General features: G+C 54.6%; 20 protein-coding genes. 14 read left to right on the forward strand and 6 right to left on the reverse strand.

Annotation, left to right across the window (positions count from 1 at the left end; translation table 11 throughout):
• Nucleotides 1-153: 153 nt before the first annotated feature.
• The 5 genes from rfbC to P2081_RS17845 all read left to right on the forward strand — a co-directional run bounded on the left by rfbC (nucleotide 154) and on the right by P2081_RS17845 (nucleotide 5230).
• The gene (gene rfbC / locus P2081_RS17825; protein WP_278924239.1) at nucleotides 154-717 is read left to right on the forward strand and encodes a dTDP-4-dehydrorhamnose 3,5-epimerase; all 564 of its coding nucleotides are present in this window, start codon (nucleotides 154-156) and stop codon (nucleotides 715-717) included.
• Entirely contained in the window at nucleotides 714-1766 is a 1053-nt protein-coding gene (gene rfbB, locus P2081_RS17830) for a dTDP-glucose 4,6-dehydratase (protein WP_278924220.1), read from the forward strand. Before rfbC ends, rfbB begins: the two co-directional genes overlap by 4 nt.
• Before the next feature lie 70 nt (nucleotides 1767-1836).
• Nucleotides 1837-2691: a dTDP-4-dehydrorhamnose reductase gene (gene rfbD, locus P2081_RS17835; RefSeq protein WP_278924194.1), complete on the forward strand. Its 855-nt coding sequence runs from the start codon at nucleotides 1837-1839 to the stop codon at nucleotides 2689-2691.
• Entirely contained in the window at nucleotides 2688-3563 is an 876-nt protein-coding gene (rfbA, locus tag P2081_RS17840; protein ID WP_278924221.1) for a glucose-1-phosphate thymidylyltransferase RfbA, read from the forward strand. Before rfbD ends, rfbA begins: the two co-directional genes overlap by 4 nt.
• Nucleotides 3564-3655: 92 nt before the next feature.
• Nucleotides 3656-5230: a hypothetical protein gene (locus P2081_RS17845; RefSeq protein ID WP_278924222.1), complete on the forward strand. Its 1575-nt coding sequence runs from the start codon at nucleotides 3656-3658 to the stop codon at nucleotides 5228-5230.
• Between the two features lie 156 nt (nucleotides 5231-5386).
• Here P2081_RS17845 and P2081_RS17850 read toward each other — a convergent pair whose 3' ends face one another.
• The gene (locus tag P2081_RS17850; RefSeq protein ID WP_278924223.1) at nucleotides 5387-6688 is read right to left on the reverse strand and encodes a replication initiation protein; all 1302 of its coding nucleotides are present in this window, start codon (nucleotides 6686-6688) and stop codon (nucleotides 5387-5389) included.
• A 599-nt stretch (nucleotides 6689-7287) separates the two neighbouring features.
• Between P2081_RS17850 and P2081_RS17855 the strand changes: the two genes are divergently transcribed.
• From P2081_RS17855 to P2081_RS17885, 7 genes are all read left to right on the forward strand, one after another.
• Nucleotides 7288-8673 carry an AAA family ATPase gene (locus P2081_RS17855; RefSeq protein ID WP_278924224.1) on the forward strand — a complete coding sequence of 462 codons (1386 nt, stop codon included), beginning with the start codon at nucleotides 7288-7290 and terminating at the stop codon, nucleotides 8671-8673.
• A complete protein-coding gene (locus P2081_RS17860) occupies nucleotides 8666-9730 on the forward strand; it encodes a ParB/RepB/Spo0J family partition protein (protein WP_278924225.1) in 1065 nt (354 codons plus the stop codon). The genes P2081_RS17855 and P2081_RS17860 overlap by 8 nt, the downstream gene beginning before the upstream one ends.
• Before the next feature lie 198 nt (nucleotides 9731-9928).
• Nucleotides 9929-12361, forward strand: coding sequence for a tetratricopeptide repeat protein (locus P2081_RS17865; protein WP_278924226.1), 2433 nt, complete (start codon nucleotides 9929-9931; stop codon nucleotides 12359-12361).
• Between the two features lie 46 nt (nucleotides 12362-12407).
• Nucleotides 12408-13112 carry a polysaccharide biosynthesis/export family protein gene (locus P2081_RS17870; protein WP_278924227.1) on the forward strand — a complete coding sequence of 235 codons (705 nt, stop codon included), beginning with the start codon at nucleotides 12408-12410 and terminating at the stop codon, nucleotides 13110-13112.
• 13 nt (nucleotides 13113-13125) lie between these two features.
• On the forward strand, nucleotides 13126-14370 hold the full coding sequence (locus tag P2081_RS17875; protein WP_278924228.1) for an LPS-assembly protein LptD: 1245 nt from the start codon (nucleotides 13126-13128) through the stop codon (nucleotides 14368-14370).
• A gap of 76 nt (nucleotides 14371-14446) precedes the next feature.
• Nucleotides 14447-16048 (forward strand): VPLPA-CTERM-specific exosortase XrtD, encoded by a 1602-nt coding sequence (gene xrtD / locus P2081_RS17880; protein WP_278924229.1) that lies wholly within the window; start codon nucleotides 14447-14449, stop codon nucleotides 16046-16048.
• A gap of 240 nt (nucleotides 16049-16288) precedes the next feature.
• On the forward strand, nucleotides 16289-16750 hold the full coding sequence (locus P2081_RS17885) for a VPLPA-CTERM sorting domain-containing protein (protein WP_278924230.1): 462 nt from the start codon (nucleotides 16289-16291) through the stop codon (nucleotides 16748-16750).
• Nucleotides 16751-16868: 118 nt separating this feature from the next.
• Here P2081_RS17885 and P2081_RS17890 read toward each other — a convergent pair whose 3' ends face one another.
• The gene (locus P2081_RS17890; RefSeq protein ID WP_278924231.1) at nucleotides 16869-17309 is read right to left on the reverse strand and encodes an HIT family protein; all 441 of its coding nucleotides are present in this window, start codon (nucleotides 17307-17309) and stop codon (nucleotides 16869-16871) included.
• A gap of 224 nt (nucleotides 17310-17533) precedes the next feature.
• Nucleotides 17534-18589, reverse strand: coding sequence for a glycosyltransferase family 2 protein (locus P2081_RS17895; RefSeq protein WP_278924232.1), 1056 nt, complete (start codon nucleotides 18587-18589; stop codon nucleotides 17534-17536).
• A 158-nt stretch (nucleotides 18590-18747) separates the two neighbouring features.
• Here P2081_RS17895 and P2081_RS17900 point away from each other — a divergent pair, with 158 nt between their 5' ends.
• A complete protein-coding gene (locus tag P2081_RS17900) occupies nucleotides 18748-19284 on the forward strand; it encodes an acyltransferase (RefSeq protein ID WP_278924233.1) in 537 nt (178 codons plus the stop codon).
• Between the two features lie 204 nt (nucleotides 19285-19488).
• Here the strand turns inward: P2081_RS17900 and P2081_RS17905 are convergent, their stop codons facing one another.
• Genes P2081_RS17905 through P2081_RS17915 form a run of 3 tightly spaced genes read right to left on the reverse strand, consistent with a single transcriptional unit; the run spans nucleotide 19489 to nucleotide 22860 of the window.
• Nucleotides 19489-20322, reverse strand: a complete 834-nt coding sequence (locus P2081_RS17905) for a CpsD/CapB family tyrosine-protein kinase (RefSeq protein ID WP_278924234.1) — start codon at nucleotides 20320-20322, stop codon at nucleotides 19489-19491.
• A gap of 18 nt (nucleotides 20323-20340) precedes the next feature.
• Nucleotides 20341-21930, reverse strand: a complete 1590-nt coding sequence (locus P2081_RS17910; RefSeq protein ID WP_278924235.1) for a GumC family protein — start codon at nucleotides 21928-21930, stop codon at nucleotides 20341-20343.
• A 12-nt stretch (nucleotides 21931-21942) separates the two neighbouring features.
• Entirely contained in the window at nucleotides 21943-22860 is a 918-nt protein-coding gene (locus P2081_RS17915) for an ExeA family protein (protein ID WP_278924236.1), read from the reverse strand.
• Between the two features lie 441 nt (nucleotides 22861-23301).
• Here P2081_RS17915 and P2081_RS17920 point away from each other — a divergent pair, with 441 nt between their 5' ends.
• The gene (locus tag P2081_RS17920) at nucleotides 23302-24162 is read left to right on the forward strand and encodes a glycosyltransferase family 2 protein (protein ID WP_278924237.1); all 861 of its coding nucleotides are present in this window, start codon (nucleotides 23302-23304) and stop codon (nucleotides 24160-24162) included.
• Nucleotides 24163-24421: the final 259 nt, after the last annotated feature.

The following is a 24421-nucleotide window of genomic DNA, read 5'->3' on the forward strand; positions in this document are numbered from 1 at the left end:
CTTGGGGCTGGCGCAGGGGAAAGGTGCTTGCAAGACAGTCGCATCTGCCGCTTGCTTTTGATTTTGCGCCAGCTCTCTCTTGCCCATAGCGCAAGGGTGCGGCAAGGAAGAGACCATCAGATCTGGGTGCCGGATAACAAGAGGGGATACATGATGCAGGTTGAAGAGACGGGTTTGCCGGGTCTTCTGGTTTTGATGCCGCAGCGTTTTGGTGATGCACGTGGTTTTTTCAGCGAATGCTGGAACCGGCAGCGGCTGGCCGAGCTGGGGATCGATCTGGATTTTGTGCAGGACAATCATTCGCTGTCGATGCAGGTGGGCACTCTGCGGGGGCTGCATTATCAGGCGCCGCCCCATGCCCAGGCCAAGCTGGTGCGCTGTGGCCGCGGGGCCCTGTTTGATGTGGCGGTGGATATCCGGCGGGGATCGCCGACATATGGCAAATGGTTCGGCATCGAGCTGAGCGCCGAGAACGGCAAGCAGCTGCTGGTGCCTGCGGGCTTTCTGCATGGGTTCATCACCCGCGCGCCCGAGACCGAAATTCTTTATAAGTGCAGCGACTATTACGCGCCCGACTGCGATGGGGCCGTGGCCTGGGACAGCTGTGGCGTTGACTGGGGATTTGACGGCGCGCCACTGCTGTCCGACAAGGACGCCGCCGCCCCGGCACTGGCCGCGTTTGACACCCCCTTCACCTGGCAAGGAGAACCGGCATGAAGCTTCTGGTGACCGGCGGGGCCGGCTTTATCGGATCTGCCGTGGTGCGGCGCGCCATTGGCGATGGCCATCAGGTGGTCAATCTGGATGCGCTGACCTATGCCGCCTGTCTGGAGAATGTGGCTGCGGTGGCGGAGAGCCCCAATTATGCCTTTGAGCAGGCGGACATTCGCGACCGCGCAGCGCTGGAGCGGATCTTTGCCGCCTATGCCCCGGATGCGGTGATGCATCTGGCCGCCGAGAGCCATGTGGATCGTTCGATCGACGGCCCCGGCGATTTCATCGAGACCAATATCACCGGCACCTTCAATATGCTGGAGGCGGCGCGCAAATACTGGGTTGAGGCAGGCCGCCCAGAGGCGTTTCGCTTTCATCATATCTCGACCGATGAGGTCTATGGCTCGCTGCCCAGCGACCCAGGCGTGCAGTTCACCGAAGAGACGGCTTACGATCCGCGCTCGCCCTATTCCGCCAGCAAGGCGGCCTCTGACCATCTGGTGCGCGCCTGGGCCGAGACCTATGGGCTGCCGGTGGTGCTGACCAATTGTTCCAACAACTATGGTCCGTTCCATTTCCCGGAAAAGCTGGTGCCGGTGGTGATCCTGAACGCGCTGGCGGGCAAACCGCTGCCGATCTATGGCGATGGATCAAACGTGCGCGACTGGCTCTATGTGGAAGATCACGCCGATGCGCTTTTGCTGGTGCTGCAAAAGGGCCAGCTGGGACGCAGCTATAATATCGGCGGCGAGAATGAATGTTCCAACTTGGAACTGGTGCAGCATCTCTGCGCCATTCTGGATGAGAAACGCCCGCGCGGCGATGGGCAGTCCTATGCCACGCAAATCACCTTTGTCACGGATCGCCCCGGCCATGACGCGCGCTATGCGATTGATCCCTCGCGCATCCGCGCCGAGCTGGGCTGGCGGCCAAGTGTGACGGTTGAGGAAGGTCTGGCAAAAACCGTGCAATGGTATCTGGAGAATGAGCGCTGGTGGCGCGCGCTGCAGAGCCGTGACGGCGTCGGACAGCGGCTGGGGACGGGACAGTAACGGCTTTCCAGGCTGGAAAGCCGGCCTCCGGCGGAGGTATTTGCAGCAAGATGAAAACAGGGCGCAGGACATGAACATTCTGGTGTTTGGAAAGACCGGTCAGTTGGCCCAGGAGCTGGCGCGACTGGAGGGGGTGACCTGTCTGGGGCGGGATCAGGCAGAGTTCAGCGACCCGGCAGCGGCGGCGGCGCAGGTCGCGGGCGCGGCGGGCATTGATGCGGTGATCATTGCCGCCGCCTATACGGCGGTCGACAGGGCCGAGAGCGAAGAGAGCCTGGCCACAACCATCAATGGCGCAACACCGGGGGCCATCGCGCAGGCCTGCGCGGCCCGTGGGCTGCCGCTGGTCTATATCTCGACCGATTATGTCTTTGACGGCAGCGGCGACACCCCCTGGCAGCCGGGGGATGCGACCGCGCCGGTGAATGCCTATGGCCGTTCCAAGCTGGCCGGGGAAGCGGCGGTGCGGGCGGCCGGCGGGGTCACTGCCATTTTGCGCACATCCTGGGTGGTGTCGTCCCATGGCACCAACTTTGTCAAAACCATGCTGCGCCTGGGGGCAGAGCGCGATCAGCTGAGTATTGTCGCCGATCAGATCGGCGCGCCGACCCCGGCGCGCGACATTGCAGCGGCCTGTCTGGAGGTCGCGCGCCAGCTGCGGGCGGATCCGGGCAAATCCGGCACCTATCATCTGCAGGCCGCGCCCGAGGTCAGTTGGGCCGGTTTTGCGGCTGAGATCTTTGCCCAGGGCAATATTGCCTGCGAGGTTGCAGGCATCCCGAGCTCGGATTATCCAACCCCGGCGCCCCGGCCGCTGAATTCAAGGCTGGATTGCACCACATTAGAGACTGTTTTTAACATTGCGCAGCCCGATTGGCGGGTTGGGCTGGCAGATATTTTGCACGATTTGGGAGCGAGGCCATGACGGCACGAAAAGGTATTATTCTGGCGGGCGGCTCGGGCACCCGGCTGTATCCCATCACCATGGGTGTCTCCAAGCAGCTGTTGCCGATCTATGACAAACCGATGATCTATTATCCGCTCTCGGTGCTGATGCTGGCGGGGATCCGTGAGATCTGCGTGATCACCACGCCGCAGGACCAGGAGCAGTTCAAGCGCACCCTGGGCGATGGCAGCCAGTGGGGGGTCGATCTGACCTATGTGGTGCAGCCCAGCCCCGATGGTCTGGCGCAGGCCTTCATTCTGGCCGAAGACTTTCTGGCGGGCGCGCCCTCGGCCCTGGTGCTGGGGGATAATATCTTCTTTGGCCATGGTCTGCCAAAGCTGCTGGCAGCGGCGGATCAGCAGCCCGCAGGCGGCAGTGTCTTTGGCTATCACGTGGCTGATCCGGAACGCTACGGAGTGGTGGATTTTGATGCGGCCGGCCGGGCCCGTCAGATCATTGAAAAGCCCGAAGTGGCGCCGTCGAATTACGCGGTGACCGGGCTGTATTTCCTGGATGGATCCGCGCCTGCGCGGGCGCGGGCGGTAACGCCCAGCCCCCGTGGCGAGCTGGAAATCACCGATCTGTTGCAGATGTATCTGGATGAGGGCGCGCTGCGGGTTGAAACCATGGGGCGCGGCTATGCCTGGCTTGACACCGGCACCCATGGATCGCTGCTGGAGGCGGGCAATTTTGTTCGCACCCTGCAGGATCGCCAGGGGCTGCAGACCGGCTGCCCGGAAGAGATCGCCTATGAACAGGGCTGGATCGACCGGGACCAGCTGCAGGCCCGCGCACAGCTCTTTGCCAAGAACGACTATGGCAGGTATCTGGAACATCTGCTGACTGCATGATAAAGTCAGCGGCTAACGCTCAAGTCGGGAAACGGGGCATAAATCCTACAGTGCTGAAAAATTAACCCTCTTGTTCTCGCGGCTGGTGCCTTTTGATAAAAAACGATATAAAATTTTATAAATTTATGCCTTTTGATTCTAGAGAGCCTATAATGTTTTTCATGTTTCAGTTGAGTTCGGTCAAGAAAAGTGCAGCAGTTCTGGGGGCGATCTGCATTTCTGCACTTCCTGCAAGCTCTGCGACACTTCCTGCAGTTTTGGGTCCTCAGCAAGAAATTACCAGTGAACAAGTCCGCGCCTTGTCCGCACTGCGGCCCTTTTTCTGGTCTCCTGAAGCCAAGTTTCAGGATCTCGGGACGCTTCCACGGGGCGTGATTTCGGGGCAAGCCACCTCTATTGGTTCCAACAACCGTCTTGTCGGGCTCTTGGTTGGACGCGGCCTCAACTCTCCGTTCCAATGGGACCCTGAGGGTGGCCTTTCGATCATCCCAAGTGAGGGTGAGAATAGCGACAGCGTTCTGGCCGTTGGGGTCGACGGGAAAACCTTGGTAGGGTCACGCGGCACTCAACAGGATGCACGTGCTCTTGTCTGGATCAATGGCGAAGCATTGGATCTCAACACGCTGATCGATGACTTGCCAGAAGGTTTGGTCTTGAACGAGGCGCATATGGTCTCTGACACCGGTCATATCCTGGGCGTCGGCACCCAGGTTATTGCGGGAAAAAGTCAGACTGTGCTGTTTTCCTGGACACCGGGTCAGCCGATCGAACTGATCGGCGAAATTGATGCCGCATCTGCAGCATCCGTGCACAAACTCTCCCCCAATGGAAACCTGATTGGACAGGCAAGACACCAGGGCAAGCAGTTTGGTTTCATTGATCGCATTGGCAGCCTTGGCCAAGCTCCGCGTCTGTTGCAGGTGTCAGATGGTGCTTCGACCGAAGCACATGGCGTGAATACGCGAGGTGATGTAGTGGGCGCCGCCGGAACCGGACCCCAAGCTGCTTATATCTGGCCTGCCGGGGGAGGCGAAGGTATTAATCTGAATTCCCGGTTGGCAGAACCCGCGCCAGAGGGATTTCACCTTGTCCGGGCCGGCGCGATCAGCCCTACTGGCGAAATCGCGGCCTATGGGGTATCCGCATCTGGAGGGGTTAACCTAGTATTGTTGAAACCTCTTGGCGGCCCAAACCCGACCTACGAAATGCGCGAATTGGGCGAAGTTCTACAGAATGTCGAAAGACATCCGCTACCCAATCTTTCAATCGCCGATAATGGCAATATAGCCGGATCTTGTGCTCCTTTCGCACAGGCCTGCCCGGCCTTTTCCAACCTGAGCCCTGAAGAGTTGGCCTTGCTCTATGGTGTTACCAACGTGTTCGATCCTGCCGGTTCCAACGGCTTGGCATTGCCGTTAACGACTGCGTTTGCAGCCCCTCCGGCGGGTGGCGGTGGCGGCGGCCCAGCAGGCGGTGGCATCACGGTTGCAAGACCACCAGTGACCCTAGGAACACCCTTCTTCCCGACAACCACTTCAACACCTTCACCAGCGCCAGCCCCCCCCGGCACCTCCACGCTTGCGCCAGTGCCGCTGCCTGCTGCAATTTGGGGATTGTTGATTGCTTTGGTGATGCTGGTTAGGCCGCGTAGGTGGCGTCAGACTTAACCAAGGCATTCATTTACGCTCGCTATTTGCAGCGAGCCATAGCTCACAACAGGCCCCAGCTTCGTAAAGCTGGGGCCTGTTGTAATACAGAACTGGGCGGCCAAAATCGCGTATTGAACCCTAGTCACGTACCCGATCAACAATAGATTCTTCAGCTCATCCCCCAAGCGGATCTAAGCGCGTTGGATCGCCGAAATCATCTTCAAAAGACTCAGGCTCCATGTCTTGCCAAAACGCGATGATCGCTGATGCATTCAAAGCCGAACGCCAGCCATGTGTCCGAAAATTCTCGCGTTCTAGGTCGTCCTCCAGTCCGGCCATGAACAACTGCTTGTCGGCATCCCGCTGGGTTGGGTTTCGCCGCGAAACCAGCTCCTCCACCAGATCAAGCCGCCGTGCACGCCCTGCCCGTTCCGCCTGGCGCGCGGCAAATTCAGCGTCTTCGGCAGCCCGTTCTTGTGCCCTTCGGCGCGCAGCTTCGATAGCTTCGGGGCTTGGTGCGGGCTTGGCTGGCGTCTGTTTCGGCTGGTAGTCATCGCGCAGGGCGGCAGACAGATAGCCGACTGAACTGGTGATTTTGTCCTGCTCCTCCATCAAGGCAAGTTTCTGCGTCACATAGTTTTCGCCGTGTTCCGTGATCCATTGGCGGGCGAGACGATCAGAAACCCCCTGCCCGCGCAACGCCTTGTAGACCGCCAGGTTACGCATTCCGTCGCTGTCATCGATCTGGAACATTGCCATCTGCGGGTTCGACTTGATCACGAAGCGTATCCCAGTGACCGCCCTGCCCTTTTTCTGGAACTCAGGTGTGATAATGATATCCGAACTTTTGTTGACCTCGGCCACCGCTGGTTTAATGATCTTGGCGTTCAGATGCTTGAAGCTTTCATAGTAGCTGGAACCATCCACCCCCATCAACTTGCGAAATGTCTCAAGGCTCCACCAGCCGGTCGACCGTGTGCGGACAAACCGATAGCAGTTTTCATAAAGCGCCAGCCCATGGCCCGAGCTGAAGTTGCGCTGAATGTGTACGTTGATCAACGCATATATCTTTGGGTCATGCAATTTCTGTGCCAGGGCCGGAGAATAGGCGTATTCGCAGACACCGTTCTTCAGCTTGGCAAAGGACAGCAACGAAGAAACTCCCCATTCCTGGCGGCCCTTGTCGTCCAGCATATCCCATTCCGCCACAGTTTCCGCCAGTGCCCGCAAACTGGCCCGCAGGGTGTCAAAATCGTTGGAATTATAACCAACAATGGTCGCCAAGGTGCGGGCATCAATTGTATGGCTCTGGGCTGTGGTCAAGGCGTCGTAGGCATTGAGCAGCAGCACATTGGACAGTTTACGCTGCAGCAGGCTGAGCTTTCCACTGATATGGATCGCGGCCACATTCTTTTTGACCGTCTCTCTCCGCAATGCGCCGGAGAGGGATTCCATGTCGATCTGGGAATCGCTCATCTCATTTGCCCGCTCGTTTTTTTCAATATCATGCCATATAAGGTACCCAACTATCAATCACACAAAGGTTCCCTAGCTAGAAATCCAAAGGTACCCAGATACAGGAGCGACCCAACAACCCCAACCAACAAAACCCAGCAGAACCAAGGACCAGATTCGCACCGCTGCCCGCTCAATCCACGCTGCATTTCACCATCGACAGAGTCATATTCGAGCCTAACGACCACTGGAAGGGCCTGAAATGGGCCACAATGGCTTCCCGAGAATCGGTGCCATAGATCCTGCCCTTGGGTCCCCCTGCCCCTGTATTCAGGCACCTTCCATCCTGCAAAGAGGTACCTTTTAGCCTGCTAATGGGTACCCGATACTGTATAAGACGCTGTATATAAATGCTTTTCTTGTCACAAAGATTCTAAAATCCCTAAAAGAAATAAACCTATGTTGTCGTCAATATTCTGTTTTTAAGAGGTTTCGCGGCGAAACCTACGCATTTGGTCACAAGCTGCATAAAAACGCAGTACTATGCTGGATTGAACATAGGATGTCCTGTAGTTTCCCCGATATACGCCTAAAAGGCGAACATGATACGAGGCAACCATATGAGCAAACCCCCCTCTCCTGCCCTGCCGCCATACCTCAATCTTGACCCAGAGGCTGCAGCTAAAAAACTACCAGATCCTATTGGTACCGCGCGCTTTGCAAAGGCTGCGGCCTTTTGCGGTAAGGGACGGGAAGATCTGGCTCGGCGCGGATACGCGCCTGATGGACAAAAGCGACTGCGCAAGTTCTCAACCTGGGAAATCACAAAATATCTTATCCCCATTGCGCCTGCGCATCTGCGTCGTGTGCTCAAGGCCAATTCCGATCTGCCACAGGGTGAAGGCGAAGGGGGCTCAAAGTGGTTCACGCTTGAAGAGGTGCTTTTGCTGCGGCAATATTTTGCCAGTGAAGGCGTCAGCACTAAAGAATACCTTCCCTATCGGCCCAAAGGTCTACCAGCCAAAGTCGTTTCCGTTGCCAATTTCAAAGGGGGGGTCGGTAAGACCTCAACTGCCGCTCATCTTGCGATGTCGGCGGCGCTGGATGGATATAAGGTGCTGGTCATTGACCTTGATAGCCAGGGGTCAATGACATCGATCATGGGCGGCAAAGTGGCCGACGAATGGCAAACCGTCTTTCCCCTGATTGCCAAGGATTACGCCAAGGCGGTGACCACCGAGAACGAGATTCGAACTGCTTCAGGACAACCAGAGATCCCACTGGATGAAACCCTGCAAGAGGCATTGAAGACCACGCCAGAGGATATCATCCAGAAAACCCACTGGCCCAATATTGATCTCATCGGCGCCCAGCTCAATCTTTATTGGGCTGAATTCCAGATCCCGGTTTGGCGCATGGGGCTACGCAGCTGGCCGCTTTGGGACGGGCTGACAAACTTTCTAGAGAATGAAAACATCCTCAAAGAATACGATGTAATCTTTCTCGATACGCCTCCGGCGCTTGGCTACTTGACCATCAATGCGCTGGCCGCCGCAGATATTCTGTTGGTTCCGCTGGGGGCGTCCTATTTGGAATTCGACTCCACAGGTCGTTTCTTTGATATGCTCTACACCACCTTTGCCTCAATTGAAGACGGTGAGAATTCGGCGCAGCGTGCGGCGGGTTTACCAGAAATCAAGTTCGAATGGGATGTAGTACGGGCTATCGTCACTCGCTTTGATGCCAGCCAGCAGACTGATATGGCCAATGTAATTCAAGCCTATTTTGGAGATTTCATGAATGCATACCGGCAAGATTACACAGCATTGGTCGGCCAGGCGGGAGAGCAGGTGAACGGTATCTATGAGGCAGACTATCGTGATTTCAACCGAGACACATATGTGCGCGGTCGCGAGACCTTCGATCGCACCTATGCCGAATTCAAAGAGCTGCTGATTGGTTGCTGGTGGCGCGATGCAAATATGGGAGATGAACAGAATGGCTAAACGCAAGCGATTGATCGCCCCGGACGCCAATGCGTTGCAGGAACTGGAGGAGGGTTTCGCGGCGAAACCTTCGGCCAACCCGTTTGAAACCAAATCGGCTGTGCCGCCCATTGCGCAGGTCGCAGCCGAGGCCGCCACTTTGAACAGCATGGCAGGCGTGACTGACCGCGTGGCACTGGCGCGCGACCAGGGCGATGCTGCCCGCTGGCGCGACGCCGAGCAAGGTGGGCTGATTGTTCAGATGCTGGCTATTGATGCCATTGATCAGGATTTTATCCGGCGTGACCGGCTGGTCGATGATGAAGAGGCGATGGCGGAACTGGAGGCTTCGATCGCAGCAAATGGTCTGCGTGCGCCCATTGAGGTTTCCAAAACAGCACAGGGCTACGGGCTGATCTCCGGGTTTCGCCGGTTGCGAGCCTTCCGGCGGCTGGCTGCGCAAGAGGCGCAGTTTGCCGAGATCCCTGCTTTTGTGCGGGCAGCGGATGCCGGGCAAGAGGCCTATGTCTCGATGGTCGAAGAAAACGAAGTGCGTGCCAATCTTAGCCATTATGAGCGCGGACGGATCGCCGTGCTGGCAGTAGGGCAGGGGGTCTTTCCCAACGTCGAGGCCGCAGTCGATGCGCTGTTTGGTACCGCGTCCAAGGCAAAGCGATCCAAAGTCCGCAGTTTCGCGAAGGTCCACGAAGCGCTTGGCGATCTGTTGCAGTTCCCAACGGAGCTGACGGAAAAGGCCGGACTGGCCCTGGCAACGGTGTTGCGTGACGGAGGGCAGGGGCGGTTGCGCGCTGCACTGGCCGAGGCTGCTTTGGATGCCAAATCGGAATGGGCTGCGCTGCAAAGTGCTGTGAAGGTGGCCACAGATACACCACGGGACAAATCGCGCGGCGGGCGGCCGCAGGAAATCACGCATCTTCCCGCCCGCGACCTGCCCAAGGGCGGTGCGCTGAGTGCCGAGGTGTCGTCTGACGGGCTGCGGATTGACCTGAAGGGCAGGGCAATCAATGCCGATACTGCGGACCAGATCCTGAAAATTATTGCCCGCCATATCGGATGATTGGCGCGAGATTGCTTTGATGCCTGTGCAGATTGGGATTGCTCCTGCTGGTTGCAGCCCCAGTCGCCCAAGTGCTGAACAATCGCAAAATCGCATGGGATCTTTGGGAGCCTCGAACGCTTGCAGAGACTAATCGTTAACGTGACCTGCTGTCTATTATGCGATAAAAGCCAAACGTGAATGATTCTTGGAAATTTGATGTATATTATTAGAAAATTCTTTTTCCCGTTTATCCTGCTCGCATTCTTGACAGCCTGTCAGACGAAAGAGGAACGCGCCGAAACCTATTATCAATCGGCCTTGGTCCTGCTTGATTCAGGAGACGTGGAGCGCGCACTGGTTGAGCTGCGCAATGTCTTTGATAATAACGGCCGACATAAAGAGGCCCGACGTCTCTATGCGGATCTGGTGCTGGAGCGCGGCGAAGTCCAAGAAGCCTATGGGCAATATCTTCGGTTGGTCGAACAGTATCCTGACACTGTTGCAGTGCGTCGTTTGCTTGCCGAGATTGCAATGGACCTCGGCAATTACGACGAGGTTACACGGCATGGCAAAGCCACTATCGAGCTTGCGCCCGAGGTTCTGGAACATCAGGCAATTGGCGCATTTATCGCCTATCGCGAAGCCCGGCTGTCGCAAGATAATGTAGCAGCCGGCAAGGTTGTGACAGAGGTCGAAGCCCTTCTGAAAGAGGATCCTGAACTTTCAACGGCGTTGCGGATTCTGACGGATTGGCATGCCAGCAGCCCGGACCCGATGCGGGCAATTCCATATCTGGATCGACTGATTGTTCTTCACCCAGAGTCCAAGCCGATCCACTTGGCCCGTTTGGGAATCTTGACCCGCGCCGGGCAAACAGAAGAAGCCGGTCAAAAAATCCAGGAACTGTATAGGCTTTTTCCGGAAGACGAGCAGATCGTGGATCAGATGGCCTGGTGGTATCGCAGCCAAAAAGATTTTGACTCTTTGGAGGCCTTCCTGCGTGAACGCGCCGGCCCGGACGATGCCGACGTGGCAGGTCATATCGCCGTAGTCGAACTTCTATATCAAGTCAAAGGTGTCGATGCTGCAACCCAAGAGCTGTCTCGGTTGGCAAGAACCAATGACGGCTCTGAGCTTGCGTTGAACTACCGTCTTCGCGGCGAAACACTGCGGTTTCAACAAGGCGCCAAAGACGAAGCCATCGCTGCGGTGCGACGTATCATTGAAGAGGCACAGGACATGGGCCTGAAAAATACCGCCCGAATGGAACTGTCCCGCATGGAGGTTGCCACTGGGAACAATGACGCCGCCATTCGTTTGGTTGATGAAGTGCTTGAAAACGATACGGGCAACGTTGAAGGCCTGATTGCCCGTGCGGCATGGCAAATCCGCAGCGATGATTTTTCTGCAGCCATCACCAACCTTCGCCGGGCGCTGGATCAAATGCCGCGGAATGCTGATACGCTGCTCTTGCTGGCCGATGCCCAACAGAAAATGGGTAATATTGAACTCGCAGGACAGAGGCTTGCTCAGGCGGTTGAAGTGACCAATGCTGGTGCGCGCGAAGCACTGGTTTTTGGTAAGTTTCAGATTGAACGTCAAAACCTTTCTGCGGCGGAACGTGTGTTGACGGATTCTCTTCGATCTTCTGGAAACCTGGAAGTTGCCCAGATGCTGGGGCAGGTTCTGTTGATGCAGGGCGATTTTGAGGGCGTGCAGAATGTTCTGACTTTGCTCTCTGACAGTGGCAACCCCAGCGCGGCGCGGATCGCGCAAGATTTGCAAGCGGCTCTTCTTTTTAATCAAAACAGGATCGACGAAGGGTTCGCCTTCCTGCGCCAGAACGCCAAGACCGGTGACGAAAACAGCCAGATCGCGGCGATGCTTAAAATTCTGCGGGTGCAGATGATATCAGGTCGGCTGGAGGCAGCACGGACGCAGTTGGAAGAACTGCTTGAAAATTCCCCCGACAATATCGCCCTAAGATTGTTGGAAGGTAATCTATACACTTTGGAAGGCGCGCCTGAAAAAGCCATTGCGACCTACCAAGCGATCTATGAAAGCAACCCGGACAGTGTCCGAGTTATTCGCCGACTGCACTCTGCTTTGAATTCTGCAGACAGATCTCAAGACGCGGATGATATTTTGGCCAGATCCTTGAGCCGACAACCTGAAAATGCGGATCTTCTGCAGATGAAAGCGATTGAGCTTGAAAGATCCATGGATGGCGAAGGCGCGATCGCGATATATGAAGACCTTTACGCAGCAAATCCAACCAGTGTTGTGCTGGCCAACAATCTCGCGAGTATGTTGGCAACGCATCGCAGCGATCCTGCTGACATCAAAAGAGCCTATTCCATTGCGCAACGTTTGAACGGCAGCAAAAATCCGGCACAGCTTGATACGCTGGGCTGGGTGCAGCTTCTGAACGGAGAAACCGACACTGCAATCTTGAACCTGCAGGCCGCTGTACGTGGCCTGCCAAGCAATCCAACAGTGGCGTTCAACCTTGCCCATGCCTATGCACAGGCTGGCCGCAAGGAAGATGCAAAAGCCGAGTTGGCGCGCGGTTTCGCGCTTGCAAAAGAGGATGAAACGGTTCCCCAGTATTCAAGAGCAGTCAAACTTCGGGAAGAATTGTCTGGGTAGGCTTTCAAGGGATTGTGTTAATCTAGGCACGGACAGGTGATTAAAATTGAATCATATATTGCTCGGTCGACCAAAGGAATGTAGGCCTAGCGACAACATTTTATCTCCGGCGGGTGCCAGAATTATTGGAGAACTTTTTATGACGAAAAGCATAAACAAACTAGGTCTTTGGGTTGCTTTGATCGCAGTGACCTGCATGGCCTTCATGGTGACTGCAGCTTCCGCTGCTGATTACAAAATCCGTCCAGGTGATACGCTGCGCGTTGAAGTGCTCGAAGATGAGACAATCAATCGTGATGTCTTGGTGGGGCCAGATGGCCGCATTTCTGTCCCACTGGTCGGGACCGTTTCCGTTGGCAACAGCACTCTTGGGGATGCCGGCAGACGCCTTTCTTCTGCTTTGGCGCCGAATTTTGCAAAAGCACCAAATGTTCTGGTCTCTTTGCGGCAGCTGAAGCGGGCCAGCGGCGGGACCGTGTCGCGGAAGGTCTACGTGATTGGTGAGGTCAACAAGCCCGGCTATGTCGATGTAGACCGCAACACCACGCTGTTGCAGGCTTTGGCTCTTGCCGGTGGCGTAACAGATTTTGCCGCGTCGAAGCGGATCCAACTGCGCCGTATCACAGATGGCGGCGAAACCGTTTACAACTTCAACTATGAACGCGTTTTGGCTGGCCAAAGCGATGTTGGAACAAGCAAGGTTCTGGGTGGCGATGTGCTCGTCGTGCCGACGCGTCGGTTGTTTGAGTAATCATAAGGTCGACATGAAACACTTTGGATCAGTTTTGGCGTTCAGCGCCGGGGCGCTGGCTTTTCCTGCCACCGGCCAGGAAGCGGGCGGCCAGACAACGCGCTTTGTATTCGACCAATCGCTTGAGGTGGTGCGAAACCCAGACTTGACACCGGGCGGCGACGATACGGAAACGCTGTCCGTTTCCAGGTTCGCCTATCAGTATTCAAGCAAAACGCGGCGCGATGAATTTACGTTCGACCTTGGCTCTGCGTTGCGGGTTCCACTCTCCGAAGGTTCAGATGACATTGATTTTGATGAAACCAGTGCATCTGTCAGCTATGTCCATCGTGCACCTGGGACACGGCTGTCCGCGACAGGTTCGATCACATATCGCGACCTGAAATATCTTCGGTCCTATGACCTTGATGAAGACGACGACATCAACATCCTGAATGGCACCGGAAACCGCACTGTTGGTTCCCTTCGCCTCTCGGCTGACTTCATGGAAGACCGGCGGTTTGGCTGGGGGGCTGAATTTGGCACCAGCGCAATTCGCTATAGTAATCTGTCTGTCGGCTCGACCTATGTCGACGTCGATCGTGCCGATGCTGCGTTGAAAGCCCGGTTTGACCTTACCCAAGTAACCACCTTGACTTCTCGTTTTGGCTTTAGCCAAAGCCAGGAAGAAGGCAGCAGCAGAAGGCGCACCGATAGCGCGAGCTTCGGGATATCCCACGCCCGCCCGACCGGGGAACTTCGAGGATCGCTTTCTTTTGAATCGCCAGACACGTCGCAGGACCGAACATCCTTGACACTGGGCCAGACCTATAATTTTGATGAACGCGGGCGTATTTCTTATGATCTGGGCGCGACGTTCGGAGATAACTCTAGCACATATTGGGTCGGTCGGCTCGACTATCGCTACGAACTGGCACCACAGAGCCAAGTCCGCGCCACCCTGAATCGACAGGTCAGCGATGCAGATGACGGTGCTGTTGTTATCCGCACTCTTGGGAGCCTTGGTTATAATATGTCGCTTGGCCCCATGACTGGCCTAGGCATTGATCTGCGCTACCTGGACCGTGATGCAATTTCCGGAACCGGGGGGGACTACCAAGAATACGGGGTCAGCGTAACTGTGGACCATAAGTTGACCAAAAACTGGAACCTCAATGTTGGTGTCGGCCATACCACGCGCGATGAAATCGGTTTGCAATCGGCGTCATCTGACTCTGTTTTCTTTTCCCTGAAACGGGCATGGGGCGGGAAACTATAGTCTGTTTTCCGCATCGTACTGAAAGTTTAGTTCTTTAGGCCTGCCTAGGTATCCCTCACTATTTTGGATGATTACGATGACGACTGCACGCTCAATTTCCGTGCCTGCCGAGGCCTCAGGAAATAGGCTACAGCCAGGGGGTATCTTTCTTGTCCTGCTTTTCGTTGTCAGCCTGCCGATCTTCTGGATGGCCATGGTCTCTTTGGCTGAGGTTTGGGTCACACCCGAATACAGTCACGGCCCACTGATCCCACTGATCTCCCTATACCTCTTTCTCCGCGAGCTGCGTGACAAGCAGCCTTTGCCTGCTGGCACTCTGGTAGATCGACGGCCAGGGATTTATGTGATTGTCGCAGCGCTGTTGTTTGGGATTCTTGGCAATCTCGCTTATGTCCCTGACCTTGTTTCTTATGCGATGGTCATCTGGGTTGGCGGTGTGGTTTTGCTGTGCTTTGGCTGGGCCGAAGGTCGGCGCCATCAGATGCCGGTTCTGCATCTGATTTTCATGCTGCCCTTGCCGCAAATTCTCTACTGGAAACTGACAATCTTCCTGCAGGGAATTTCCTCTGAATTGGGCGTTTGGTTTATCAAACTTGCGGCGGTTCCGGTCTACTTGGATGGCAATATCATCGATCTGGGTCCTTACAAATTGCAGGTGGCCGAGGCCTGCTCTGGGCTTCGCTACCTGTTCCCCATCCTCAGCTTTTCATATCTAACGGCGATTCTTTATCGTGGGCCCTACTGGCACAAAGTGCTGATTTTTGCCTTAGCAGCGCCATTGACTGTCTTTATGAATGCCTTTCGCATTGGTATTATTGGCGTCTTGGTCAATTCATATGGGATTGAGCAGGCTGACGGGTTTCTGCACTTCTTTGAAGGGTGGGTCATTTTTGGCGCTTGTGTCGGGTTGCTGTTCCTGACTGCGGTTCTTCTGCAACGGTTTAGCGGATCAAAGAAGAGCCTGTCCGAAGTGATCGACATGGACTTTGAAGGGCTTGGCAGCCAAGCTTCGAAAGCTTTTGCAATAGCCGCAAATCGCAGTTTTGTTCTGGCTCTGACCTGCAGCCTGCTGATTTCTTCGGCCTTCGTATTCATTTCGCCCTCGGATTCCCAAAGTCCAACCCGGGATACATTTGCGTTGTTCCCGCTTCGAGTTGATGGTTGGTCTGGCTTTACGGAAAGTCTGGATCCCGACATCGAAGAAGTTCTGGGCGCAACTGACTATATTAATGCAGCCTATACCCAACCCGGACAAAGCGCGCCGGTCGAGTTCTTCGCCGCTTGGTATCACACGCAAACCGAAGGGGAGGGGATCCATTCTCCTGAAGTCTGTTTGCCAAATGGCGGCTGGGAAATCTACTCTCTGGAGCAACACCAAGTGTCTATGCCGGATACCGTGTATAAGACCTTTTCTGTTAATCGGGCCGTGGTTGAAAAAGGGCTCGACCGGCAGTTGGTTTACTATTGGTTTGAACAGCGCGGGGTTCGTATGACAAATGACGTGACTGCCAAGCTCTCTGTTGTAAAGGATACGCTTATCCGCGGTCGTAGCGATGGTGCCATGGTTCGGTTCGTGACTAGAATTAGCCATGATGAGACGGAACAGCAGGCAGCCGACCGCCTGGAGGCTCTTATGCTTCCAGCATTGAAGCTGCTGCCACGCTACATTCCTGAATGATAGTCAGAGGTTTGGTTAATCCTTCTTGGCGCGAATTTCGCCCAAAAAACCGACAAACCCCTTTGAAACGCGATTTTTGCCGATGAATATCGTTGTTGGCGTTAACCTTTGGTTGCTAGCTCTTTTGAATTAAGTTAAATTCTATCTATCTACGCTGCCCACATCGAATCAAGTTGGGTGGTTACCTTGGGTGGGCGATAGCGTGAAGCGCGCCAATATTATGATTTTAAGGATGGTAAAGTGATTAAAACTTTGAAAAAGATCGGTGCCGTTGCTGCTGCGACCCTTGCCCCGATGTCAGCGTCTGCCCTGACAGCGACAGGTGCAGCTAACGGCGACACCGTCAACTTCTCTGACATGACACAGAATGTTGGCCTGTTCTTCACCTCGGCCCCAGAAAGCGGTAGCTTTACTTTGACACTGGTCAATGACATTGCCTCCTCGCTTCGCCTTGGATTTAGCACCCTGTTCAACAGCGGCGAAACTATTTCCGTTACCGTTGACGGCACAGCAATGCCCAGCGGCGATTTTGGTACAGCTGTTGGCTTTGGTGATTCTGTTCAACTGGTTGTAAACTATGTCGCGTCGACCTCTGGTAGCTTCGGCTTCTCCCTGGCTGCTGTTCCAGTTCCTGCTGCTGCTGCCCTGATGCTGACAGCAATCGGTGGCCTGGCACTGGTTCGTCGCCGCAAAGAAGCGTAAGCGTCTTCAGTAGTTCTAATAGTTGAAAGGCGTCGCACTTAGTGCGGCGCCTTTCGCGCTTCTGTAGACCTGAAAGACTCAAACAGGCCTGATCACTGCAGATCACAAACCTCGCCGTTCACTCCTCCGCTGCCAGCTGGGTCCGGATCCGGTCAGCTGTCTGGGAAAGCGCTTTGCCGCCAGGGCTTGAAGGCAGAGAAAACTCCTCGACCCCGTCTTCAATATAGCGCGCCGAGGTTACATCGTGGCGGTGAAACATCGGCACGATATGGGCATGGGCGTGTGGCACGTGGATGCCAGTGTAAAAGAATGAAACCCGTTCTACGCCCCATTCACATTTCATCGCGCGCGCCAGCTTTTGCCCCAGGGTCATTACGCGCGCTGCGGTCCTGTCTGGCAAATCTTCGAACCAAGGATAGTGCTGCTTGGGGATGATCAGGGTGTGACCTTCGCGGATCGGGTGAAGATCAAGGAACGCAAGCACCAGATCGTCCTCAAAAATCTTGTGTGCGGACAACTCGGCATTGGCAATTCTGCAAAAAATACACGCGTCGGTCATCAAAGCCCCCTTTCCCTAGCGGTATGCTTTAGCAAGGCTACAGTTGTGGGCATTCACTACAAGACAATGTTGCAAAGGCCTGAGATGGGCGGACGCTTTGCCGCATGTCGAAGTTGTAATTGCGCCCGAAACATGGGGAAGGGGGCTTTGATGACCGTCGATGGTAGGGGATAGCGCGTGGTAAAACCTGGCATCGACACAGGTAGTTTTCGGGCGCTAACGCGCTAGCGGGGGCGGTTTTTGGAGAAAGCTAAGTTTGCAGCTTCGGTATCAAGCCTGTCGCGCACAGAAGCGGCGGGGGAGGTCTCAAAGCCTCCTTTGAGAATTGCAACGGCTTCCGGCGTGAAGCCCTTCAGTGCAAGTTGCGCGGCCTTGGCGAGTGTGAACGCCCAGGCAAATGGGGTGCTAAGCGGGTAGAAACGTTTAATAAATCGCAACCTCGCCCGATGCTTGAAGTAAAGTGAAAACGGAGAGGCAGGGCGGCCTAAAGTCGGCGACCCAATGGCGGTACCCGCCTTGTGATAGACGATCGCGTCGGGGCAACTCACAAGTTGCAATGCGCCGCGTCTTAGCGCCCAATCGACCTCTTCGTAGTAGAGGAAATAGCTTTCATCCATAGGTCCGGCAGCTTCGTAGAATTCCCTACTGGCGACCATGCTTGCCCCAGAGACGAATTGCATCCGTTCCACCGCTGGCGCCGGGGTGTTGGCGGCGTTGGCGAACAGGTTAAGGTTGCTTGTCACCCCCGTTAACCGATTAATCGTACCACCGTCGTTTTGGATTACATCTGGTCTGTCGTAGTAGAATAGCCGTCCCGCCATAAGAGCCCAGCCTGACTGGACGGCTTGCTTGGCGAAGGCGCCCGGCGTTTGCGGAGTCACTACGCTGTCGGGGTTCAATATCCAGAATCTGTCGATATTATTGCGCCCGGCAAGATGAGCCAGCCCGCGATTCACCCCCCCTGCAAAGCCAGAGTTGATACCGGTTTTTATCAGTGTGATATGGTGTGTCTCGCTGCTGAGTGGTGTATCGGGGCTGTGTATCGAAACTGGCTTGGGAAAGGCCGTGTTTTGCACTGGGCTGTCATCGGGGCAGACATAGGGATCGGCCCCTGTGGCCCAAGACGTGATCCGTGCGACCGTGTCGTCTGTCGAAGCATTGTCAACTACAGCGATTTCAAGCAGGATGTCGGTCGCGGCCAGCAGGCTTTCCAGACAGTCTAGAATTTCGTCAGCCGCATTATACGTGACAATAACAACGCCGAGTCTTGAAATTTCCATGTTTTCTTGGAGCCCTGTTAGAATATGATACGGGTAGTCCTTCTGGGAAGCTTACCTCTACTTCAAAGTATTACGTAAATCCATGCATATATATGGTTGTTCACAACCCAGGGCGAAGATTAAAGCAGGTTGAACCACATTAGGAGGATTCATAAGCGATGAAATTTAGATATACAGGAAAGCACCCTGATACCTTTATGCAGGCTGCGCGGAAATACGGGCTTTTGCCGACTGTTCGCACGCGTCTTCGCGATGCACTTTTATTAATTCGTCGCCAGTATCTCGTTAAAGTGTGGAAGATGAACATCCATCCTTTTACGCTGATATCGCTGAAAGCCACACTTGATCGCACCTACCCCCGTGGCATTCACATCGACGAGGGATCAGCTATTTCCTTTGGTGCTGTTGTTCTTTCGCATGACCACGTTGCAGGTAAACATGCCAATACTCATATCGGTAAATATTGCCAGATCGGGGCGCGTAGCATGATCCTGCCAGGCATAAGTATTGGCGATCACAGTGTCGTTGCTGCCGGAGCTGTTGTGACCAAGGATGTTCCTTCCAGGTCGATTGTTGCGGGAAATCCAGCCAAGATAATCAGGTCAAACATCATGACCACCAACTGGGGTAAGATCACCGATCGCGGCGAAAAGCCTGACGTCAACACTGCTATTCAGCGTCAGGCGTCGATTTAACTCGGGATAAAAAATATTCAGGCGGCGTCCATAAACGCTCGGTATTACATAATTTGCATCGAACCTGGCACTTCGCGAAGCGATGCAGAAAGTCTTTGAACGCTATATGGATCGCCATCCCAAAACCCAATAGTTAAATAGACAGAGAAGACTCCCGTCGAATTACACATTGCCAACTTGAGCTGAGAGAAAACCTTGCTGCCGTTAATAACCGTAGTTTCCGTAGCCGCCGTAGCCCGACGCAGTAAATTCGCATTTGTTGAGGACGACGCCCAACACATTGGTCTGTGAGGCAAGATCTCGTTCACAACGGTCGATTTCGGCAATTGTGCTGTGACCAGCAGCGGCAATGATCAAGGCGCAATCCACATAGCGCATAAAGGCCATTGCATCATCATTGACCAACAGCGGGGGCATATCGAAGATCATGATCTCAGGCTGGTACTGTGCTTCGATATTGTCTAGGACCTGACCAACTGTTTCGCTTAGCAAGACGTCCGAAGCATTGCTCACGGGGCCATCATTTGTAACCAGGGCCAGCTTGTCCTGCAGTTTGACCGCAAGATCGCCAAACATTGCATCACCGGTAAGAAGGTCGCCAACTGAGCATTTGTTACTACGCGGATTTTTCACCCCCAGCAGGCGGTTCTGGTTGGGCTGGCGCATGTCCAGTTCAATACCGATCGCCCGGGTATTTGATTGCCGTGCCACGGAAAATGCCAGGTTCAAAGAGATCGTGCTTTTGCCGCATGACGCCGTTGGCGAGGTAATCGCCAGCCGCCGCCAACCGTTTTCCTGCATCGTCCGAAGGGTCTTTGTGCGTAGCATGTCAAAGGGCGTCGCCTCTGGTGTGGCATCCATCGCCACGATGCGATTGCGCTGCAAAGCGGGTTTTGACAGGGCAATCTCTGGCAACTCTTGCCATTGCTCGGCTCCCAGTGGCTGCGCGTGCGCCTGCAGGTTGACGGTTGTCCGAGAGGTGTGGTTCTGACCCTGTTTTGCGCGGGCCTTAGAGATTGCCGTTTGTAGACGTTCCATCGACATTCCTCTCCTTACTTAAAGAAATTTCCCAAGACCCGCTTTTTCGAGAATACGTTCGAAGAGGGGCTGAAGTGGCGAAATATTTTGGTCAACATACCAGAGTGCCAAGGGGACCCCGACGAAAAGGACGCCGAGAGTAACCAGCATGGATACACGCTTGAAGTGAACTTCCCTATGCGTCGTCATATAGGGGATGGTTTCAAACGCAGTGATCTGTAGCTTGCGTTCAAGGTCCTGGGGGCGCCGTACCGACGTGTTTGTAAGCTCAAGACCAAGAAAGATCAGAATACCAGTCGCCAGGCCACCGATCAGGCCACCAACGGCAATGAGAGGGCGATTGGGGCTATTTGGCTGCTCTGGGGCAATCGCAGGTTCAACAACGGAAATACGCTGACCTCGGGACAGGGATTCAATCATGCTCCCTGTTTCTGCCCGGGCCATGTTTGCCACTGCAAGATTGTACTGTTCCTGCAAATTCTCATAGTCGCGTTCCATGGTCGCAAGCGTCACGGCATTGCCTGGGGTTTCCTCGATCGTCTTGGAGATCGCCGCCATACGCGCCTGGGCATCGTTGCTTTGATCTTCAATATATCTGATTTGGGCATTGATGTCGGCTACCCTAAGGTCAAACAGTGACATCTCAAGCGAGCGCTCATCCGTGCTTCCCAAAGGTGCCGATTCAGCGGGCAAAGCCGCTACGGCGGCTTCGGCAGCCGATATTTGGGATAACAGTAAACCCATGCGCGGGTTGCTGGGCGAAAGCGTTGCCGAAAGGCGATCATACTCACGGCGCAGGTCAGCCAATTGCTGCTCTTCCGGCCGCGCGCGTTGACGCGGCAGAGTGGTGACGCCTCCGCGGGTTTCTAGCCCGGTTTGTCCTGTTGCTTCGAACAGGGTGACCAATTGGTCGCGACGATCCTGAAGAGCGTTCTTTTCGCGGCGCAGCTGCAAAAGCCGTTCTTGAATTGCCGCCTGTTGACTGCGACGGAATTCAAGACTGTCAGGAAGCGCTTCAAGGTTGTTTTCCTGAAAGTTCAAAATGCGCGAGCTTACGCCGCTCAGGGCCAGCTCAAGGCGATCGACCTCCTGCGTGAAAAATTCTTGCGTCTGCCGTGCAACATTGGTTCGCATCCGCACGTTTTCTTGCAGAATTAACGTCACAACCTCATTTGCAGTCTGCGCGCTCAATTGTGGTATTGCATCCCGAAAGCCAACGGTCACGATAGTGGCGGTTTGCGGCCCGCGTCCGCTACCCCCTGCCGTTATAATATCGATCCGCTCCCGGAGATCCTTAACCTTGTCATCCGCAGACAGGGTGGGGTCATCTGTAAATAGTTTCTGTTCGTTTGCCAGTTCCAACAGGATTTCGCGGCTCAATATCCGCTGGCGAATGATTTGTAGCGCCTCGATTTCACCGGTCTTCACAGTCGAAGCCGCGAGTTCATCCGGAATTTGTTCTGATTCAACGATCAATATGGCTTCTGCGCGATAGACTGGCGGCAGAGCAAGGGCAATGGCGACGCCAACCCCTGCACCGATAACAGCTAGAATAAGTACATATGGCAGATGACGGCGAAAAACTCGCCAGTAGTAGTGCATATCCATTATCGCAAAGCCTTATTTTGCTTCGTCGCCTTGCAGGCGATCTTTTGGGGTCGCATCTTCCTGACCAGTTTGAACCAGCCGCAAAGGATGGGAGCGTCCGGCGCAGAAGAATAAATTTTCATCTAGAACGTCCTGAACCATTTCAGCATTCACCACCTGAGAGTCGGCTTCGAACGCATAGAGCATTGCAAAATCGCAAAGTTGATTGATCAGCCTCGGGACACCACCGGTAGCCTGCAGGATCAATGGGAAGGTCTCAGGAAGAAAAATAGGATTATTGGTACCAGAAACGACTAATCGGTGTGATATATAGGCCTCGATATCGGTCTCTTTCAAACGCGGTAAAAAGACGCTCGCTGAAATGCGTTGGGCCAGCTGCGTCATGTCAGATTGCATGACGATATCACGCAGTTCTGGCTGACCAACCAGAACCAACTGGATCAATTCGTGATCTGCAAAATTGATATTGGTAAGCATCCGAAGATGTTCAAGCGAATCCCGCCCCAGGTTCTGGGCCTCGTCGAAAATGAGAATGACCCGCCGCCCCTGGCCGTATTGCTCGACCAAGAAATCTTCGAAGCGCCGGTTGAGCGCAGCATAGGATTCGTTATCCTCAAAGGGCTGGTCAAGCGCGGTAAGAACCAGACGAAGCAAGTCAGTACGGTTGGTCGCAACCGAGTTGGAAATAAAGCCGATAAGGAGATCATCGCCAATCTTCTGCAAAAGATCCCGAAGAAGAGTCGTCTTTCCCGAACCGACATCGCCTGTAACAAGCGTGATCGGAGCCCGTGAAATAATACCGTACTCCAGTACAGCGCTGACCTTTTTGTGAATGCGAGACCAAAATATGAAGTCGGGGTCAGGCACCAGGGTGAAGGGGCGCTTGTTCAGCCCAAAGTGTTCAAGGTAAAAATCAAAACTAAAATTCATGGAACATCCATACGATACGGGAACACCATCTGTTAAGAACAAGGCAGATATGCACCACGGGTCCAAGTGCTCTCTAACGGCAAACCACCAACATGGCAATTCCCGGAAGGCCAAGATCATAGGTGCCACCGGTATTTTCAACGGATGCTATAAGCCGGTGGTTGAAAATCTCCACCTGCCGCCAGCTTTTTAATCTACGGCTGCATTCAAAGCGCGCGGCGGCTAGGCCACAGGGTCGCAGCAGTCTTGGGGCATGCGTACCACTAAATTGCATTGCGACCGGGCTCTTTGTGATGCCCCAGGGGGGGCCATCTACAGCCTGGTCGGGATACCTTTATATTGGTTGACCCGTTTTCACTATCCGCGGTGATCCGGGGATGACTTTTCACTGGTGTTGGGTCATTAGTGTTCCCAATGGTTTTAAGTGATTCAAGTGATTTTATGTCTGAACTTGCAATAATTATCCCGCATTACAATGATCTAGACCGCCTTGAACGCTGTCTTGAACATTTGATGCCGCAAATTGGCGCCCATATTGAACTGATCGTTGTCGACAATGCCTCGACCGTTGATCTGAGTTCATTTAAATCAGACTGGCCGGATTTGCGGCTTGTATCTGAGAGCAAGAAAGGTGCTGCAGAAGCACGAAACCGCGGGGTCGCAGAGACCTCGGCGCCGAATCTCTTGTTCATCGACGCTGATTGCGTTCCTGCAGAAGACTGGGTTGCAACGGCCATGGCCCTGATTGGGCGAACGGACTTGATCGGCGGCGAAGTCGCCGTATTTGACGAGACCCCGGCCCCCCGGTCTGGCTCAGAAGCTTTTGAGACGGTGTTTGCTTTCAACTTCAAGCGTTATATCGAAGAAGAGAATTTTTCGGGCAGTGGCAATCTTCTGACGCGCAGAGATGTGTTTGAGAAAACCGGCCCCTTCCATACTGGTGTGTCAGAAGACATGGATTGGTGTCATCGCGCGATCGCGGCAGGTTTCAAGTTGGAATATGAGGAAACCCTTCGCGTTTCCCATCCTTCCCGGCAAGATTGGGATGCACTCCAACGCAAGTGGAAACGGGTAACCGAAGAGCAATTTGGGGTGAACGGGAACTCGCCGCGTGCGCGGGTCAAGTGGGCTGTCCGGGCTCTGATGATGCCCCCAAGCATCCTGGTACATATTCCGCGCATTCTAAGGCATCCAAGGTTGGCAGGCTTTGGTGAACGTATTTCTGCTGTCGGGACATTGTTCAGGCTTCGCTTGCAGCGCATGTTCTGGATGTTGCGACAAGCCATTTCTGGCGTTGCTTGAACAACACCAGAAATGATAGCTGCGTTTCCTGCGCCCGCCTAGATCGCTTCAAAAGTATCCAATGTCCTGCCGCAAACCCGGTTAGCCATTGCCGACGCTTTTACAGCCCATTTTCGCTAGTCTAGGGTTGTTTCAGGCTGTGACCTGAGCCCCTGAATTTCCTCCAGTTTTGTGTAGAGTCCGCCCAACCGAAGGACGGACAAATGAAGACGAGATTCACGGACGAACAGATCATCCAAATGATCAAGGAGCAGGAAGC

The sequence above is a fragment of the Pseudophaeobacter profundi genome, assembly GCF_029697505.1.
Lineage (GTDB): Bacteria > Pseudomonadota > Alphaproteobacteria > Rhodobacterales > Rhodobacteraceae > Pseudophaeobacter > Pseudophaeobacter profundi.